This is a genomic window from Ruegeria sp. AK4, from assembly GCF_056541025.1.
Genome location: NZ_JBQFXS010000007.1, coordinates 155079 through 173673, shown reverse-complemented (window position 1 = coordinate 173673; position 18595 = coordinate 155079). Strand labels below are relative to the sequence as shown.

The window sequence follows — 18595 nt, the reverse complement described above, 5'->3', positions numbered from 1 at the left end:
GAGGACACCCATGCGCAAGTTCTTAGTAGTTCTGGATGACAGCCGCGAATGCCTGAACGCGATGCGGTTTGCCGCGATGCGCGCGGCGCATACCGGCGGCGGTGTGACCATCCTGTCGGTCATTCCGCCCGATGAGTTCAACCACTGGATCGGTGTTGCCGAGGTCATGCGCGAAGAAGCGCGCGAACGTATCCACGCCCATTTCGAGGTTTTTGCGAAATGGATGCGCGACAAGCAGGACGTTGAACCCGAGTTGGCCATTCGCGAAGGCGACCCGGTTCCGCAGATCATCGAACACGTCCAGGCCGACCCGGAAATCGGTGTTTTGGTGCTGGGCGCCGGCACCGACAAGAAAGGCCCCGGCCCGCTGGTCACCCAATTGACCCGCAACTCGGGCAGCCTGCCGATTCCGATCACCATCGTGCCCGGCGATCTGAGCAAGGAAAAGCTGGAAGAAATCACCTGAGGTCTGGCTATGGGCGCAACGGTTCAGTTCTGGTTCGAATTCGCCTCGACCTACTCCTATCTGAGCGCGATGCGCATCGAGCGGCTTGCGGCGGAGAAACGCGTCTCTGTCGATTGGCAGCCGTTCTTGTTGGGGCCGATCTTTGCGGAACAGGGGTGGGATAACTCTCCGTTCAATATCTACCCCGCCAAGGGGCGCTATATGTGGCGCGACATGGAACGGCTGTGTGCCGAACGCGGTTTGCCGTTCCACCGGCCCGATCCCTTTCCGCAAAACGGCCTGCACGCGGCGCGCCTGACCCTGGTGATTGACCATGCCGACCAGCGCGCGGCGTTTGTGCGGGCGGTTTATGCGGCGGAGTTTGGGGAAGGCCGCAATATCTCGGATTCAGATGTGCTTGGCGACTGCCTTGCCAAGGCAGGGCTGCCGCTGGACCTGATGGATCGCGCAAAAGAGCCGGAGATCAAAGCCGCCTTGTTTGATCAGTCCACGCGCGCCAAGGAAAACAGCCTGTTCGGCGCGCCCAGCTTTGTGGTCGGGGATGAGCTGTTTTGGGGCGATGACCGGCTTAAGAGCGCAATAAACCACGCCACGGCAATTTAGAACGGTTCCAAATCTTGACTTCCCAAGCGCCTGCCCGCATATCAGGGGCACCATAGACGGAGCTGTCCCCATGTTCATTCAGACCGAATCCACCCCGAACCCGGCGACCCTGAAGTTTTTGCCCGGCCAAACGGTGCTTGAGGCCGGAACTGCGGACTTTCCAACCGCCGAGGCCGGGGAGAAATCCCCGCTCGCCAAGCGCATCTTTGCGGTGAACGGCGTCACCGGCGTGTTTTTCGGCAATGATTTCGTCACCGTGACCAAATCCGACGACGTGCAGTGGGATCACATCAAACCCGCGATCCTTGGTGCCGTGATGGAGCATTACCAGTCCGGTCAGCCGGTCATGGGTGCCGGTGCCGAAACCGCCTCGGGCCATGCCGAGCATTCCGGCGAGGACGCCGAAATCGTCAACCAGATCAAAGACCTGCTGGACAGCCGGGTGCGTCCGGCGGTGGCTCAGGACGGTGGCGACATCACCTTCCACGGGTTTGATCGCGGCGTGGTCTATCTGCACATGCAGGGGGCCTGCGCGGGCTGCCCGTCCTCGACCCTGACGCTGAAAATGGGCATCGAGAACTTGCTGCGCCACTACATTCCCGAAGTGACCGAGGTACGCCCTGTTGCTGTCTGACGCAACGATACTGGCTTTCGACACATCGGCCGCGCATTGCGCGGCCGCTTTGTTGCGTGGTGATGAGATTGTCACCGCGCACGCCGAAGCAATGTCGCGCGGGCAGGCAGAACGGCTGATGCCCCTGCTGGAAGAGGTTCTGGCCGAGGCGAACTGCACGTGGCGCACCTTGGATGCTATCGGCGTCGGCGTTGGCCCCGGCAACTTCACCGGCATCCGCATCTCGGTCTCAGCAGCGCGCGGGCTCGCCCTTGGGCTGGGTGTTCCCGCTGTGGGCGTTTCAGGGTTCGACGCCCTGACCGCGCTTGCCCCGCAAGGACGGCTTCCGGCCATTTCCGCGCCCCGAGATCAGGTTTATGTCCAGTTGCCCGAGACCGCGTCGCGCCTGCTGCCAAGGGCCGAGGCGGAAATCTTGGGACCCTTGTATTTCAACGACGATCCGGCTCGGCAAGCACAGGCCATCGCCCGGATCGCAGCGCAGCGCTGGCCTGACACGCGCACCTCTCCGGCACCGCTATATGTGCGCCCCGCCGACGCCGCGCCGTCCAGCGATATTCCGCCGGCGCTTCTGGACGGATGACCCCGCAGGACATGGCCCTGATCCACGCCGCGGCCTTCACACAGGCGCGCCCGTGGACCGCTGACGAGTTCGCCGACCTTCTGGCCAACCGATTCACCCATGCGACAGGCAACGCGCACTGCTTCGCCCTGTTTCAAGTCATCGCGGATGAGGCCGAGTTGCTGACCATTGCGACTCACCCCGCTCATCAAAGGCAGGGTCTGGCGCGGCAGGGCATGGAAACCTGGCATATCCGCGCCCGGGAACTGGGCGCGCGGCGCGCATTTCTTGACGTGGCGGCAGATAATGCAGCCGCAATTGCACTCTACGAAAGCTGCAATTACCGCCCCTGCGGCCTGCGCAAAGCCTATTACGCCGGCAAAAACGGTGAAAACACCGATGCGATCATGATGGAACGCAGCCTGCCCTGACTGCAAACGCATATTTTTCGACCAACTGGTCAAAAACCAGTTGACCCTTCCTGTTGCAAACGTCCTTAATTCCCGCCATCACAACGGTTATGCTCGCTCTGAGTGGGTAAACAGGGCTATCTTGGTCCGGAACCGATAAAACCAACGGGAGTAACAAATGACCCTGATGAAATCTTTGATGGGCGCGGCCGCTGCGGTTGCACTGACGGCTGGCGCAGCTTTGGCCGAACCGGCCCTGATCTTTGACCTGGGCGGCAAGTTCGACAAGTCGTTCAACGAAGCGGCCTATAACGGTGCGCAGCGTTGGGCGGATGAAACCGGCGGCACCTATCGCGAGATCGAAATGCAGTCCGAAGCCCAGCGCGAACAGGCGCTGCGCCGTTTTGCCGAAGCGGGTTCGAACCCGATCATCACCATGGGATTTGGCATGGCTGATCCGCTCAGCGCCGTTGCCCCCGATTATCCGGATACAACCTTTGTTGTGGTCGACGTAACCTGGCTGGACGCGCCGAACCTGCGTCAGGTGGGCTTTGCCGAGCATGAGGGCTCGTACCTGGTCGGCATGATGGCCGCGATGGCCTCGAAATCCGGCACGGTCGGTTTCATCGGCGGCATGGACGTTCCGCTGATCCGCCATTTCGGCTGCGGTTACGCGCAAGGGGCCAAGGCGGTGAATCCGGATATCAACGTGGTCGCCAACATGACCGGCACCACTCCGGCAGCGTGGAACGACCCGGTGAAGGGGTCCGAACTGACCAAGGCGCAGATCAGCCAGGGCGCTGACGTGATCTATGCTGCCGCAGGCGGCACCGGCGTGGGCGTTCTGCAGACCGCAGCCGACGAAGGCATCCTGTCGATCGGCGTGGACAGCAACCAGAACCACCTGCACCCCGGCAAGGTCCTGACCTCGATGCTGAAACGCGTGGACGTTGCCGTCTACGAAGCGATGAAGGCGGGTGACAGCGTTGAAACCGGTGTGTTCACCATGGGTCTGGCCGAAGATGGCGTTGGCGTTGCAATTGATGACAACAACAAAGAGCTTGTCTCGGGCGAGATGAGCGATGCGGTCGATGCCGCACGCAAGAGCATCATCGATGGCGACATTTCCGTCGTCAGCTATTACGAGAACGACAGCTGCCCGGCACTGCAGTTCTGATATCATGCGGGGCGGTGGGTCTGGCTGCCGCCCCGCTTTCCACTCTGCCGCGATCCGCGCGGCCCTTTCGGCAACTGAGGACAAGACATGACCGTCCCCGCCATAGAGCTCAAAGGGATTTCCAAGGCCTTTGGGCCGGTTCAGGCCAACAAAGACATTTCCATCAGCGTCGCCCCCGGCACGATCCACGGGATCATCGGTGAAAACGGTGCGGGCAAATCCACGCTGATGAGCATCCTTTACGGCTTCTACAAGGCCGACAAGGGCGAGATCTGGATCAACGGGACCCGGACGGACATCCCCGACAGCCAGGCGGCGATTGCTGCGGGTATCGGGATGGTGTTCCAGCATTTCAAACTGGTGGAAAACTTCACCGTTCTGGAAAACATCGTTCTGGGGGCCGAGGATGGCGGGCTGCTGGCCCCGTCGCTGGCCAAGGCCCGGAAGGAACTGAAAGAGCTCGAGGAAGAATACGAGCTGTTCGTCGACCCCGACAAGCGCATCGACGAGATCGGCGTGGGGATGCAGCAGCGGGTCGAGATCCTCAAAGCGCTATACCGCAAGGCCGAGATTCTGATCCTTGACGAGCCCACCGGCGTGCTGACGCCTGCCGAGGCGGATCAGCTGTTCCGCATCCTCGACCGGCTGCGGTCCGAGGGCAAGACGATCATCGTGATCACGCACAAGCTGCGCGAGATCATGGAAAACACCGACACCGTGTCGGTGATGCGCCGGGGTGAGATGACGGCCACGGTCAAAACCTCTGAGACCAGCCCAGAACACCTCGCCGAGCTGATGGTGGGCCGCAAGGTGCTGTTGCAGGTCGACAAGGTTCCCGCGCGGCCAGGCAAGCCGGTTCTCGAGGTCGAAAACCTGCGCGTGTTCGATCAGGCCGGGGTTGAGCGGGTCAAAGGCATCGACCTGACCGTCCGCGCCGGTGAGATCGTGGGCATTGCCGGTGTTGCGGGAAACGGTCAGTCGGAACTGCTGGAAGTTCTGGGCGGGATGCGCCCCGGTCAGGGCACGATCCGGCTGAACGGCGCACCGCTGGCGCTCAGCGGGCCGGGATCGGACGGGCAGGCGCGGCGCGCCCAGCATATCGCCCATGTGCCCGAGGACCGGCAGCGCGAAGGTCTGATCATGGATTTCCACGCCTGGGAAAACGTCGCCTTCGGCTATCACCGCGACCCGGCCTATCAGCGCGGCATTTTCATGGACAACGCCGCCCTGCGCGCCGACACCGAAGCCAAGATCGAGAAATTCGATGTCCGCCCGCCCGACCCGTGGCTTGCGGCCAAAAGCTTTTCGGGCGGCAACCAGCAAAAAATCGTCGTCGCGCGCGAGATCGAGCGCAATCCCGACCTGCTGCTGGTCGGCCAGCCCACACGCGGCGTGGATATCGGCGCGATCGAGTTCATTCACAAACAGATCGTCGCCCTGCGCGATCAGGGCAAGGCGATCCTGCTGGTCTCGGTGGAACTGGAGGAAATCTTCTCGCTATCCGACCGGATCGCGGTGATGTTCGACGGGCATATCATGGGCGAGCGCCTGCCCGCAGAGACCGATGAAAAAGAACTGGGCCTGCTGATGGCCGGTGTTGCGGGCGAGGCCGCGTAAGATATGGAAAAGATGCCAAAATGGGCCGATGTCGTTCTGATCCCGCTGATCAGTCTGATGCTGGCCGCCATCCTGTCGGCGCTGGTGATCCTCGCCATTGGTGAAAACCCGGTCGAGGCCGTGAACCTGATGGTCACGGGCGCGCTGGGGTCGACCTATGGCTGGGGCTATACGCTGTATTACGCCACCAACTTCATGTTCACCGGGCTGGCGGTGGCCGTGGCCTTCCACGCCCGGCTGTTCAACATCGGTGGCGAAGGTCAGGCGATGCTAGGCGGGCTGGGCGTTGCGATGGTCTGCCTGTACATCCCGTGGCCGCATTGGAGCATCGCCCTGCTGGCCGCCTGTGTCGGGTCGATGATCTTTGGCGCAGCATGGGCCGCGATTCCGGCCTATCTGCAGGCCAAGCGCGGCAGCCATATCGTGATCACCACAATCATGTTCAACTTCATCGCCGCGGCTTTCCTGAACTACATGCTGGTCAACGTGATGCGCCCGCAAGGCTCGCAGGACCCGGCCACCGCGCGGTTCCCCGAGGCGGTGCATCTGCCGACCTTCCAGTCGATGTTCTCGACCGCCGAAAACGTGGTGTTCCGGGGCGCGCCTGCGAATATCTCGTTCTTCGTGGCGATCCTGGCCTGTTTCGTGGTCTGGGCGCTGATCTGGCGCACCCGTCTGGGCTATGAAATCCGCGCCTATGGCCATTCGGAAACCGGCGCCGTGTATGCGGGCATCTCACCGGTGCGGATCACCATCATCGCCATGCTGATCTCGGGCGCTCTGGCCGGTCTGATGGCGATCAACAACGTGATGGGTGAGGCAGAGCGGCTGGTCCTGAACTCGACCGAAGGCGCGGGCTTTATCGGGATTGCCGTGGCACTGATGGGCCGGTCGCATCCCTTCGGCGTATTTCTGGCCGCGCTGCTGTTCGGGTTCCTGTATCAGGGCGGTGCCGAACTGGCGCTCTGGACCTCGATCCCGCGCGAGCTGATCGTGGTCATTCAGGCGCTGGTGATCCTGTTCACCGGGGCGCTGGACAATATGGTGCGCATGCCGCTTGAGAAGCTGTTTCTGAGCCTGCGGAAAGGGGCGGAGTGATGGAGTTTTTCTTAACACTCATCCAGATCCTCGATTCGACCATCCGTCTGGCCACGCCGCTGCTGCTGGCCTGTCTGGCGGGGCTCTATTCCGAACGCGCGGGCATTTTCGACATCGGGCTTGAAGGCAAGATGCTGATGTCGGCCTTCTTCTCTGCCGCCGTTGCCGCCGTGACCGGCTCGGTCTGGCTGGGGCTGCTGGCAGGTATCGCGGCCTCGCTGGTTCTGTCCGCGTTGCACGGCTTTGCCTCGATCACGTTCCGGGGCAATCAGTTGATCTCGGGCGTGGCGATCAACTTCCTTGCGTCTGGCCTGACGGTGCTGATTGCCCAAAGCTGGTTCCAGCAGGGCGGCCGCACCCCATCGCTGTTTGGCGGCGGACGCTTTGAATCCGCCGAGTTTCCCTATGCCATCGGTCCCGAAGATGCCGAACTGAGCGGCCGCTCGGTCTCGGACCTGATGTCCGATGCGAATCCGGTGGAGTTGGTTTATTCCGAGCTGCTGTCCGGGCACTCGATCCTCGTTTATGTCGCCTTTCTGATGGTGCCTTTGACATGGTGGATCCTGTTCCGCACCCGGTTCGGTCTGCGCCTGCGGGCGGTGGGCGAAAACCCGGCAGCGGTGGACACCGCCGGTGTGTCCGTGGTCGGCCTGCGCTATGCCGCCGTTGCCATTTGCGGCATTCTGTGCGGTATCGCAGGGGCCTATCTGGCGACGGCCCTGCAAGCCGGGTTCGTCAAGGAAATGACCGCTGGCCGTGGCTTTATCGCGCTGGCAGCGCTGATCTTCGCGAAATGGCGGCCCTGGCATGCCATGTGGGCCTGTCTGCTGTTCGGGCTGCTGCAGGCGGTCGCGCTGCGGTTCCAGAACATCGATCTGGGCGGCGTTATCATTCCGGTGCAGGTCATGGACGCCCTGCCCTACATCCTGACCGTGGTGATTCTGGCCGGTTTCGTCGGCAAGGCCATCCCCCCGCGCGCAGGCGGCGAGCCTTACGTCAAGGAACGGTGATAGGTCCAGTTCCGAACCAAAACTCAGTCCTGTTCGCTGCAGAGCGGCATGCAGTGTTGATTTTGCATGTCGCAACCGTTCTAAAGGGGTATGCGCGTGTACCCTTTGCCATTCGGGTTCAAAAAGCATCTGGGTGAGGCGGGTTGCGCATCACCCGGACTGTGGTGCTACGTGCAAGCCGTTCGTAACAATTTTGGAATCAGCCTGGCCGCGCACCCCGCCGGTCCGGGGCTTGCTTAAGAGACACCATGCAGATTTACCTTCCGATTGCCGAAGTCTCTGTCAACGCCTTCCTGCTGCTGGGGCTTGGCGGTATGGTGGGTATTCTGTCGGGCATGTTCGGGGTTGGCGGCGGCTTTCTGATGACGCCGCTTCTGTTCTTCATCGGCATCCCCCCCGCCGTGGCCGTCGCGACCGAGGCCAACCAGATCGTGGCCTCGTCCTTTTCAGGTGTGCTGGCGCATTTCCGACGAAAAACCGTGGATTTCAGGATGGGGACGGTCCTGCTAACCGGGGGGTTGATCGGGGCCGCGCTGGGGGTGGTTGTGTTCAACTACCTCAAAAGCCTGGGCCAGGTCGATCTGCTGGTGACGCTGTGCTACGTCATCTTCCTTGGGGTCATCGGCAGCCTGATGTTCGTCGAAAGCCTGCGCGCGCTGCGCAAGGCCAAGAAAGGCGGCGGCGCGCCCGCAAAACGGCGGCAGCGGGGCTGGGTGCACGCGATGCCGTTCAAGATGCGGTTTCGCACATCGGGCCTGTATATCTCGGTCATCCCGCCGGTTCTGGTCGGGCTTTGCGTCGGGGTCCTGTCGGCCATCATGGGTGTGGGCGGCGGGTTCATCATGGTGCCTGCGATGATCTATCTGCTGGGCATGCCGACCAAGGTGGTTGTCGGCACCTCGCTGTTTCAGATTATCTTCGTGACCGCCTTCACGACCATGCTGCACGCGACAACGAACTACACTGTCGACGTGGTTCTGGCGGTTCTGCTGCTGATCGGCGGCGTCGTCGGGGCCCAGATCGGCACGGTGATCGGCGCCCGCATGCCCGCAGAACAGCTGCGTGTCTTGCTGGCGGCGCTGGTTCTTGTGGTCTGCGGAAAACTGGCGCTGGACCTGCTGCTGCAACCGTCCGAGCTGTTTTCCCTTGGCGCTGAGGGGGGGCACTGATGGCTCTGCGCGCGCTCATCGCCCTTCTGTGCCTTCTGGGCCAACCCGCCTTCGCCGTGGACGAACAGGTCGTTTTGGGCCTGAGCCAGGACCGCGTGGCCATCACGGCGAATTTCGACGGCTCGGAAATCCTGATCTTCGGTGCCATCAAACGCGAGGCCCCGATCCCCTCCGGACCACCGCTTGAGGTTATCGTGGCTGTCGCCGGGCCGTCCGAGCCGGTGATGGTGCGCCGCAAAGAGCGCAAACTGGGGATATGGGTGAACGTGGACAGCGTTCTGGTCGACTCGGCCCCAAGTTTTTATGCCGTTGCAACCAGCGGCCCGTTCAACCAGATCCTGACCGATACCGAGGACCTGCGCTATCGGATTTCCATTGAACGCGCCATCCGCTCGGTCGGGGCGGCCATGCATATTCGCGGCGCTCAGGACTTCGCCGAGGCGGTGGTGCGCATACGGGAAAGCGAACACTTGTATTCGATCCGGGAAAACACCGTTGCGGTCGATGAACAAACCCTGTTCCGCACCTCAATCGACATGCCGGCCGACCTGACCGAAGGCGACTACAAGGCGCGCATCTTCCTGACCCGGGGCGGCGAGGTTGTGTCGCAATACGAAACCACCATCGATGTCCGCAAGGTCGGGCTGGAGCGTTTCCTGTACAACATGTCCCGCCAGCAACCGGTCTGGTACGGGCTGATGTCGCTGGTCATCGCCATCGCCTCGGGTTGGGGGGCCTCGACCGCGTTCCGCTTGCTGCGCGAGAAGTAGCGCCTAGCCTCTGCCGATATAGGGCATGGTGGTCGCCATCACCGTCAGGAACTGAACATTCGCCTCGGGCGGCAGGTTGGCCATATGCAGGACCGAGCGCGCCGCGTCTTCGACCGCCATAGTGGGATCCGGCGTTCTGCCCTCGGCAATGGCTGTATCCACCAGGTCCTGAACCATCGGCGTGCGGGCGTTGCCGATGTCGATCTGACCGCAGGCGATATTCAGCTCGCGCCCGTCCAGCGACAGGCTGCGGGTCAGCCCGGTGATCGCGTGTTTGGTGGCCGAATAATGCACCGAATTGGGGCGCGGCACATGGGCGGCGATGGAGCCGTTGTTGATGATGCGCCCACCCTGAGGGCTCTGGTCGCGCATGATCCGAAATGCCTCACGCGCGCTCAGGAACATGCCGTTCAGGTTGACGTTGACGCTTTGATACCAATCGTCCAGTGCAATCTCGTCGATCTTGCCGCCGGGCGCGAAGATACCGGCATTGTTGAACAGCACGTCCAGCCTGTCGGCACGGTTGGAAAAGGACCGGAACGCCCGCGCAACCGCAACCGGGTCGGTCACATCCGCGACCAGAGGGATTGCGTTCGCATGCGCCTGCGCCATTTCGGACAGCTTGTCTTCGCTGCGCGCCAGCAGACCAACGGTCCAGCCTTCGGCCAGAAACAGCTCGGCCGTGGCGCGCCCGATACCGGAACTTGCGCCGGTTACGATGATGGTTTTCATGTCTCTTCCGCCTCCAATGTCAGTGACGCCGCAGGGACCGCGCGCAGGTCATCCACACGCAGCGGATGCGTGGGTTTCGCCAACCGGTTGCGCACCACCCAGATCAGGCGTTCCTGCGCGCGGGTGATGGCAACGTAGGCCAGCCGCTTCCACAAGGGCTGCCCGGCCTCGGTCCGCCCCATGCGGGCGGCGGCGTAAATGTCGGGGGCAAAGACCTGCACCGTGTCCCATTGCGACCCCTGCGCCTTGTGGATGGTTACCGCTGCACCGTGCAGAAAGGTGGCCCCCATGCGGGCCGCGTAGGGGATGAACGGCTCTTCCTCATCCGGTTTTTCGATCTTTACGATCGAGGCGGCGCTGACCTGCGGGTCTTCGGCCCCCATCACATGGAGTCGCGAGAATCCGGGCTTCCGGCCCGGCCCCAGATAGATGACCTGAGCACCCTTGATCAGCCCGCGCGCCTCAAGATCAAGGCGCTTTTTGCGGTGTTTCAACGGCAGTTCGATGCCGTCACAGATCAGCGGCTCACCTTCCAGCAATTCCGTATCCGGCGCGCCGTGCACCTGCCGGAACGCCTGTATCAGCCGGATGCGGGTCGCGTTGCGCCAGACCAGAACCGGGCTGCGCGCCATCAGATCGACCTCGACCCGTTGGCCCCAGACCACACGGTCGTCGCGGCGGGCGGTGTCTTCGATCAGACGCTCGAAATCCTCAAACCCCATGGCCGGGTCGGCCAGCGCATGCGCGAGGTCGAGGATGGGGTTGTCCGCGTCCTGCCGGTGCACCCGGTGCAGGGTCAGCTTGCGCGGCTCGGGCAGCCCGTCGAACACCATCGACCCGGACTGGTTGACGGGGGCCAGCTGTGCCGGATCGCCGAACAGCAGCAGGGTGGGAAAGATTTCCTGCAGGTCCTCGAACTGCCGGTCGTCCAGCATCGAGGCCTCATCGACAAAGCCGATATCCAGCGGCTCATCCCGGCGTTTCCAGCCGGTGATGAAGTCCGAGCCGCGCAGGCCAGCAGCGGCCAGAGCCCCCGGAATGGATTTGTTGTTCGCATAAAAGGCGGCAGCACGATCCAGCGCTTCGTCGGTCAGGCCTTCGATCTCGGGCCGGTCGTCATTGCCCGCCAGCCATTCGGCGATGCGTTCATATTCCGGGTCGTAAACCGGCGTATAAAGGATGCGGTGAATGGTCGTCGCGGGCACCCCGCGCAGCCGCAACACGCTGGCGGCCTTGTTGGTCGGGGCCAGAATCGCAAGGCTGCGCTTGTCCCTCGACTTCCGGCTTTCAAAATCACCCGAAACGATCTGCACGCCCGTTTCGGCCAGCGCCTTGTAAAGCTCGGCCAGCAACAGCGTCTTGCCCGAACCGGCCTTGCCGATCACCGCCATTGTGCCCGATGTTCCGCCCCCCGGCAGTTTCAGCAGGGCGTCGTCTTCCAGGTCAACACCGGCCGCGCGCAGCATCTCGGCAATGCTGTCGAAAGCCGCGGCCTGATCGTCAGAGAAAGTCACATTCGGCAAGGACATGGCGCGACCCTACAGGGCCGCGCCAGCCTTCACCAGATGCGGATTTGCGAAATCCAGCCGTTCAAGCAGACAGCGCAAACCGGTGTTGCCGACCGGTGCCAAACGCGGTGTTGAACCACAGACGCGACAGCTCGCGCGGGATGCCCGCACGCTCCGCCACGCGGTTGCAATCGTCCGCAGAATAGGGCCACAGGCCCACCGAAATCTGATCGCGACCGCTGCCTTCGGTGCCCAGAACCTGAGGCGAGGAACCGATCAGGCGGTAGATGCGGATCATGCGCGCGTCGAACACCCCGGCGATGTTGGTCAGGCCGAACCCCTCCATCATCTCACCACCACTCAGCATGATGGCCCCGGCGGTGTGCGGGCTGGCGGTGCGGGACAGGCAGAAGCGCGTCACCTCCCAGATCAGGGGGCTGTGGATCGGTCTGCCGCCGGTCAGATGGCCAAAGACCTCATTCACCATAACCCGTCCGGTCGTCGGCAGAACCCGCATCGAGCCGCCATGGCTGCCATCGGCTTCTTCCCAAATGACGTAAAGCGGATTCAGGTCGTCGTACTGATCCCGCTCTTCCCCCTTGTCATTGACGTGAACATCCCATCCCAGACGGGTTTTGAACTGATCCGCCCGGTCCCTGAACATCCCCTCGGCCAATACCGGAAATTTGTGCAGCTCATCAGCATAGAGATAGCGCAACATGTCTTGTTCCCCTTGTCGTCCTGTGAAGGAACGAAGGGGGTACAAGCACGTGGTTAATTTCCCGTTCGAGGGGCGAGCGCCCGTTAAACGACTATTAATCCGCGGCTGTGGGCCGTTGCGATGGCATGAGTGGTATTCTGCGCGCCCAGCTTCGAGCGCGCGCTTTCGATATAGACCCGCAATGTGTGTTCAGAGATCGACAGGGAATGAGCCACCTGCGCCCGGCTGTAGCCCAGCGCCAGCAGCGTCATCGCGTCAATTTCACGGGGCGACAGGCTGCGCGGGGCGTCGGGTTGCCTGTCCACCTCGAACTCCAGCGCTTTGCGGTTGATGTAATGCGCCACCAGAATCAGCTCGCGCCCATAGGTGGCGATGAAATCGGCCCAGACCGGATCGCTGCAGGAATGATTGACCGTGAACAGGGCAAACTGGCCATTGGGGCCGCGGATCGGGATCGAATATCCCTGATTGCCAACCCCATGGCTGCGCGCATCCTGCAAAAACGCCTTGGCCACCTTTCCCGACCAGTCCAGAGTTTTCCAGTCAACCGGATGAAACCGCTGGAAACAGCCCAGGATAACGGGGTCAATTCTGTGGTAATTCTTGTCCCGATACCGTTCCTCCCAGGCATCGGAATAGGTGGTGCAGCCGTATTGGTCCCCGGCGCCATCCACCCAGTGATATGTCAGATGTTCGACCTTCAGCCGGTTCCGTAGCCGAACGGCGACGCCGGTGAGTTCATCAAGCGTGCTGGTGTTTTCCAAATCCTGCAGGATTTGACTCAAATCGAGTTCTGTTCCCATGCGCGGGCGTCTGTGCCTCATCCTTCATGGACGCGATCTCGGCCGCAGCGATCAACTTGGTGTCATCAAGCTGTTCCGCAAGCGCACTTAACCCATTCGCGACGGCGAAAGCGTTAAGGTCCGACAAAACGTCCAGTATCCAATCATTTTGCGCCATCAGGGTCTCACTGAATTAGTTAACGAAGGGTTAACACAACCATAACATGTGCCATGTTTATTGGCATATTCGCTGGTTTCTACTCCCCAAAAACAGCGGGGCTGAAAATTGTAAGACCTTGAAAACGGGGCGCGGTGAAAATCAAACGCAAAACACCCGCAAACCGGCAGCGCAGTTTGCGGGTGTCAGGGTCAACAACCGATGCGTGTATCTCAGCCTGCGTCCAGAACTTCCTCAAGCGTGCGCAGGCCGGTGCGGGGCGATTGCACCAGAACCGACATGTTGCCCGGCTTGTGCTCGTTGCGCAGCATCTTCATATGCGCCTCGGGCAGGTCGTTCCATGTAAAGACTTCGGACATGCACGGATCCAGGCGACGCTCGACCATCAGCTTGTTCGCGGCCGAGGCCTGTTTCAGATGCGCGAAATGCGATCCCTGCAGGCGTTTCTGATGCATCCACATGTAGCGGACGTCAAAGGTGCAGTTGAACCCCGAGGTTCCGGCGCAGATCACCACCATGCCGCCCTTTTTCACCACGAAGGTCGAGACCGGAAAAGTGCTTTCGCCGGGGTGCTCGAACACCATGTCGACATTGTTGCCCTTGCCGGTGATGTCCCAGATCGCCTTGCCGAACTTGCGGGCCTCTTTGAACCACTCGGCATATTCCGGGGTATTCACCGTGGGCAATTGCCCCCAGCAATTGAAATCCTTGCGGTTCAGAACGCCCTTGGCGCCCAGACCCATGACAAAGTCACGCTTGCTTTCGTCCGAGATCACGCCGATCGCATTGGCACCCGCCGTGTTGATCAACTGGATCGCGTATGAACCCAGCCCGCCCGACGCGCCCCAGACCAGAACGTTCTGGCCGGGCTTCAGGTCATGCGGCTCGTGCCCGAACAGCATGCGATATGCTGTGGCGAGGGTCAGGGTGTAGCACGCGGCCTCTTCCCAGGTCAGGTGCTTGGGGCGCGGCATCAATTGTTGCGCCTGCACGCGGGTGAACTGGCTGAACGAGCCATCCGGCGTCTCGTACCCCCAGATGCGCTGGCTGGTCGAATACATCGGATCGCCGCCGTTGCATTCCTCATCATCGCCATCGTCCTGGTTGCAGTGGATGACAACCTCATCCCCGACCTTCCAGCGTTTCACCTTGTCGCCCACCGCCCAGACAATGCCCGAGGCATCCGAACCGGCAATGTGATACGGGGCCTTGTGGCCGTCAAACGGGCTGATCGGCTGGCCCAGCGCAGCCCAGACGCCGTTATAGTTGACGCCCGCCGCCATCACCAGAACCAGCACCTCGTTGCTGTCCAGCGCCGGAACATCGACAACCTCCTGCTGCATGGCCGTGACCGGCTCGCCGTGGCGTTCCTTGCGGATGGCCCACGCATACATCTGTTTGGGCACAAATCCCATCGGAGGGATTTCACCCATTTCATAGAGGTCTTTCTCGGGTGCCTCGTACGACGCGATACCGCTTTCGGTGTCCAAAGCCATGCTGGCCTCCTTTTTCTTTCATTACTTTTGCCGCGACGCAGAATCGCGTGCTTCATATGATGGGATATTGGCCGCCACGCAACAATGCAACCGTTTTCCACGCGAATTTGTAATTTTATGACCCAGCAGGTGCAGAATTTTCTTTTGCAGGTGCGGCGTCAGCCAAATTCAGACGGTCCGGGACCGAAGCAGCGTAATATTCCAGCAGGTCCGTGCGCTGTCCCGACAGCGACAGAACATCCCCCTGCCGGCGCAGAATCCGGCGTTCAACCAGAATGTCGAGCGCGGCCGAGACCGCATCGGTATAGGTCGCCGGTTGCGTGTTGTCCTGCTCCAGCATGGCTTCGATCCGCGTCTGTGCCTCGGTTACCGATAGGGTCTGTTTGTCCTGCAGCAACGCGCAGGCCGCGGGTACGGGAACCAAGGGGATGGCCCGCCCGATGCGCCGCATCAGTTCCCTTGCAAGATCCGTCATCACATCTTCGCCATTGCCGCCCCGAAACTCGCGCAGCGAGATCGGCATTCCATAACGGACCGAGGCCACCCCGAACCGCTTGTACCGGCCAATCAGCCGACGCCAGAACTGTTTCAGGATCCAGCCGGTGATCACCCCGATCCGGGCCCGGAACCGCCGTTCTGATCCCAGCGCCGCGCGGGTCAGAATGGTATCTTCCAGCACCCGGTCGTAGTTCAGCGCAACCGGCACAAACACCACATCCCGTCCGTCAGGCGAGGTTCCGTCCATGATGTATTTGAGCAATCCAAGCTTGGGGCGGCCCAGCGCCCCGGTCAGGCTCAGACCACCTTCGGGAAACATGGCTTGCGTCACACCGGCCTCGGTCGCGTGGCGCACATAGCTGGCCAGCACCTGACGATAAAGTTCATTGCCGGACTTGCGGCGGATAAAATAAGCGCCCATGGCCCGGATCAGGCGGCTTAGCGGCCAGACCCGCGCCCATTCCCCCACCGCATAGGACAAGGCCGACTGCTGCGCCGCCAGATAGGTCACCAGCACATAGTCCATATTGCTGCGGTGGTTCATGACAAAGACAACCGTGGCGTCCGGGTCGATGTCTTTCACCGCCGCCTCGTCTTCATAGCTCAGGCGCACGTCATAGAACGTATTGCTCAGCAGACGCGCCAGACGGATGGCAAAACTGAAATAGGCAAAGGCCGAGAATGACGGCACAATCTCGCGCGCATAGCGGCGCGCCTTTTCCGAGGCGACGCTTTCGGGGATGCCCTCTTCACGCGCATGCTGCTGCACTGCCTGCCCCACCTGCGGATCGTAGATCAGCCGCTGGATCATGTCGTGACGGCGCGCAAGCTTGAACGGCTGGATCGGACGTTGCAGGCGTGTGTTCAGGCGCGAGACCGCGCGTTCCAGGCGGCGGCGAAAGAACCAGCGCACCGAGGGAAACAGAAAATGCGACGCGAAGGTGACCGCGGCAAAGATCACGATCAGCACAAAAAGCCAAAGCGGAAGTTCCACGGTCTGCGTCATGACTGCACACTGCCATCAATCGCCAGCGCTCACAATCTGAACAATCCCGGAATGCCGCAACGCAGCGAATTGACATGTCCCGAAAATTGCGCTTTAGAACGTCTGAACGTAATTTTGTTGCTCAACGTGAATCGAGGCCCGCTTATGACGCAGACGCAGAAAGACCGCCCCTGGCTGATCCGGACCTATGCCGGACATTCCACCGCCCAGGCCTCGAACGCGCTGTACCGGGGCAATCTGGCCAAGGGTCAGACCGGGCTGTCGGTGGCTTTCGATCTGCCGACCCAGACCGGGTATGACAGCGATCACACGCTGGCGCGCGGCGAGGTCGGCAAAGTGGGCGTGCCGATCTGCCATCTGGGCGACATGCGGGTTCTGTTCGACCAGATTCCGCTGGAACAGATGAACACCTCGATGACGATCAACGCAACCGCGCCGTGGCTTTTGGCGCTGTATATCGCGGTGGCCGAGGAACAGGGCGCGGATGTGTCTAAAATGCAAGGCACGGTGCAGAACGACCTGATCAAGGAATACCTGAGCCGCGGGACTTATGTGTGCCCGCCCAAACCCTCGCTCAAGATGATCGCGGATGTGGCCGAGTATTGCTATTCCAACGTGCCGAAATGGAACCCGATGAACGTGTGTTCCTATCACCTGCAAGAGGCGGGTGCTACGCCGGAACAGGAACTTGCCTATGCGCTGGCCACCGCAATCGCGGTGCTGGACGAATTGCGCCCCCGTGTGCCTGCCGAGGACTTCCCGGCGCTGTGCGGGCGGATTTCCTTCTTCGTGAATGCCGGCATCCGCTTTGTCACCGAAATGTGCAAAATGCGCGCTTTCGTCGATCTTTGGGATGAGATCCTGCAACAGCGCTACGGCGTCGAGAACCCCAAGTTCCGCCGATTCCGCTATGGCGTACAGGTGAATTCGCTGGGCCTGACCGAGCAGCAGCCGGAAAACAACGTCTACCGCATCCTGATCGAGATGCTGGCCGTCACCCTTTCCAAGAAGGCCCGCGCGCGCGCCGTGCAATTGCCCGCATGGAACGAAGCCCTGGGCCTGCCCCGCCCATGGGATCAGCAATGGTCGATGCGGATGCAGCAGATTCTGGCCTATGAGACCGACCTGCTGGAATATGACGACCTGTTCGATGGCAACCCCGCCGTGGATGCCAAGGTTGAGGAATTGAAAGAGGGCGCGCGGGCCGAACTGGCCAATCTGGACTCGATGGGCGGCGCGGTCGCTTCGATCGAGTACATGAAATCCCGTCTGGTGGATTCAAATGCCGAGCGCCTGAACCGGATCGAGCGCAACGAAACCGTCGTTGTCGGCGTGAACAAATGGATCGACGGCGAACCCTCGCCGCTGCAGACCGAAGATGGCGGCATCATGGTTGTCGATCCGGCGGTCGAGCAGGAACAGATCAACCGCCTGAACGACTGGCGCAGCGAACGCGACGACACAGCGGTTAAGGCGGCTCTGGCGGCGTTGCGCGAGGCGGCGCAGACCGGGGCCAATGTGATGGAGCCGTCCGTTGCCGCTGCCAAGGCCGGGGTCACCACCGGCGAATGGGCCGAGGAGATGCGCAAGGTCTACGGCACCTATCGCGGCCCAACGGGCGTTTCGGGGTCGGTGTCGAACAAGACCGAAGGTCTGGACGACCTGCGCGCCGCCGTGGATGCCGCCAGCGACCGGCTGGGCCGCCGCCTGAAATTCCTGGTCGGCAAACCGGGGCTGGACGGACATTCGAACGGGGCCGAACAGATCGCATTCCGCGCCCGCGATTGCGGCATGGATATCAGCTATGAGGGTATCCGCCTGACGCCCGAGGAAATCGTGACCTCAGCCATCGAGGACGACGCCCATGTGATCGGCCTGTCGATCCTGTCCGGCAGCCATCTGCCCCTGGTTCAGGACGTCATGACCCGTATGAAAGACGCAGGTCTGGCGCATATTCCGGTGATTGTCGGCGGTATCATTCCCGATGAAGACGCGGAAAAGTTGAAATCCATGGGGGTGGCGAAAATCTACACGCCCAAGAATTTCGAGTTGAATTCCATCATGGGTGACATCGTGACCCTGGTGGATCCGCAATCGATAGCGGCGGAATAACGACCACTTTATCCCAAACTTCCCAATACCTATTTCCGATCAAACGGGA

At 61.6% G+C, this 18595-nt stretch carries 18 protein-coding genes; 12 read left to right on the top strand and 6 right to left on the bottom strand.

All coding sequences use genetic code 11. The annotated features are described in order from the left end of the window. Positions 1–10: 10 nt before the first annotated feature. The 11 genes from ACR0EZ_RS14725 (at position 11) to ACR0EZ_RS14675 (ending at position 9513) form a co-directional block, all read left to right on the top strand. A complete protein-coding gene (locus tag ACR0EZ_RS14725; RefSeq protein ID WP_480614269.1) occupies positions 11–466 on the top strand; it encodes a universal stress protein in 456 nt (151 codons plus the stop codon). A gap of 9 nt (positions 467–475) precedes the next feature. Continuing rightward, on the top strand, positions 476–1069 hold the full coding sequence (locus ACR0EZ_RS14720; protein WP_480614267.1) for a DsbA family protein: 594 nt from the start codon (positions 476–478) through the stop codon (positions 1067–1069). 70 nt (positions 1070–1139) lie between these two features. Continuing rightward, positions 1140–1703, top strand: coding sequence for a NifU family protein (locus tag ACR0EZ_RS14715; protein WP_480614265.1), 564 nt, complete (start codon positions 1140–1142; stop codon positions 1701–1703). Then, positions 1693–2283: a tRNA (adenosine(37)-N6)-threonylcarbamoyltransferase complex dimerization subunit type 1 TsaB gene (tsaB, locus tag ACR0EZ_RS14710; RefSeq protein ID WP_480614264.1), complete on the top strand. Its 591-nt coding sequence runs from the start codon at positions 1693–1695 to the stop codon at positions 2281–2283. Before ACR0EZ_RS14715 ends, tsaB begins: the two co-directional genes overlap by 11 nt. Beyond that, positions 2280–2693, top strand: coding sequence for a GNAT family N-acetyltransferase (locus ACR0EZ_RS14705; RefSeq protein ID WP_480614262.1), 414 nt, complete (start codon positions 2280–2282; stop codon positions 2691–2693). Before tsaB ends, ACR0EZ_RS14705 begins: the two co-directional genes overlap by 4 nt. A 157-nt stretch (positions 2694–2850) precedes the next feature. After that, complete coding sequence (locus ACR0EZ_RS14700; protein WP_480614260.1) at positions 2851–3849, top strand: BMP family lipoprotein; 999 nt, start codon at positions 2851–2853, stop codon at positions 3847–3849. Between the two features lie 87 nt (positions 3850–3936). Then, positions 3937–5466, top strand: a complete 1530-nt coding sequence (locus ACR0EZ_RS14695; protein ID WP_480614258.1) for an ABC transporter ATP-binding protein — start codon at positions 3937–3939, stop codon at positions 5464–5466. A 3-nt stretch (positions 5467–5469) separates the two neighbouring features. Further along, positions 5470–6564 (top strand): ABC transporter permease, encoded by a 1095-nt coding sequence (locus ACR0EZ_RS14690; protein ID WP_480614256.1) that lies wholly within the window; start codon positions 5470–5472, stop codon positions 6562–6564. After that, on the top strand, positions 6564–7574 hold the full coding sequence (locus ACR0EZ_RS14685; protein ID WP_480614255.1) for an ABC transporter permease: 1011 nt from the start codon (positions 6564–6566) through the stop codon (positions 7572–7574). Before ACR0EZ_RS14690 ends, ACR0EZ_RS14685 begins: the two co-directional genes overlap by 1 nt. Positions 7575–7822: 248 nt before the next feature. Continuing rightward, a complete protein-coding gene (locus ACR0EZ_RS14680) occupies positions 7823–8743 on the top strand; it encodes a sulfite exporter TauE/SafE family protein (protein ID WP_480614253.1) in 921 nt (306 codons plus the stop codon). Continuing rightward, positions 8743–9513 (top strand): TIGR02186 family protein, encoded by a 771-nt coding sequence (locus tag ACR0EZ_RS14675; RefSeq protein WP_480614251.1) that lies wholly within the window; start codon positions 8743–8745, stop codon positions 9511–9513. The genes ACR0EZ_RS14680 and ACR0EZ_RS14675 overlap by 1 nt, the downstream gene beginning before the upstream one ends. A gap of 3 nt (positions 9514–9516) precedes the next feature. Here ACR0EZ_RS14675 and ACR0EZ_RS14670 read toward each other — a convergent pair whose 3' ends face one another. From ACR0EZ_RS14670 to ACR0EZ_RS14645, 6 genes are all read right to left on the bottom strand, one after another. After that, positions 9517–10245: an SDR family oxidoreductase gene (locus ACR0EZ_RS14670; RefSeq protein ID WP_480614249.1), complete on the bottom strand. Its 729-nt coding sequence runs from the start codon at positions 10243–10245 to the stop codon at positions 9517–9519. Continuing rightward, positions 10242–11774, bottom strand: coding sequence for an ATP-dependent DNA helicase (locus ACR0EZ_RS14665; RefSeq protein ID WP_480614247.1), 1533 nt, complete (start codon positions 11772–11774; stop codon positions 10242–10244). Before ACR0EZ_RS14665 ends, ACR0EZ_RS14670 begins: the two co-directional genes overlap by 4 nt. Before the next feature lie 61 nt (positions 11775–11835). Then, entirely contained in the window at positions 11836–12474 is a 639-nt protein-coding gene (locus tag ACR0EZ_RS14660) for an acyl-homoserine-lactone synthase (protein ID WP_480614245.1), read from the bottom strand. A gap of 83 nt (positions 12475–12557) precedes the next feature. After that, positions 12558–13277, bottom strand: a complete 720-nt coding sequence (locus ACR0EZ_RS14655; RefSeq protein ID WP_480614243.1) for a helix-turn-helix transcriptional regulator — start codon at positions 13275–13277, stop codon at positions 12558–12560. A 369-nt stretch (positions 13278–13646) separates the two neighbouring features. Continuing rightward, positions 13647–14930: a crotonyl-CoA carboxylase/reductase gene (gene ccrA, locus ACR0EZ_RS14650; protein ID WP_480614241.1), complete on the bottom strand. Its 1284-nt coding sequence runs from the start codon at positions 14928–14930 to the stop codon at positions 13647–13649. Between the two features lie 115 nt (positions 14931–15045). Further along, a complete protein-coding gene (locus ACR0EZ_RS14645; protein WP_480614239.1) occupies positions 15046–16434 on the bottom strand; it encodes a 1-acyl-sn-glycerol-3-phosphate acyltransferase in 1389 nt (462 codons plus the stop codon). Positions 16435–16578: 144 nt separating this feature from the next. Between ACR0EZ_RS14645 and ACR0EZ_RS14640 the strand changes: the two genes are divergently transcribed. Further along, a complete protein-coding gene (locus ACR0EZ_RS14640; protein ID WP_480614238.1) occupies positions 16579–18546 on the top strand; it encodes a protein meaA in 1968 nt (655 codons plus the stop codon). The last annotated feature ends 49 nt before the right edge of the window (positions 18547–18595 follow it).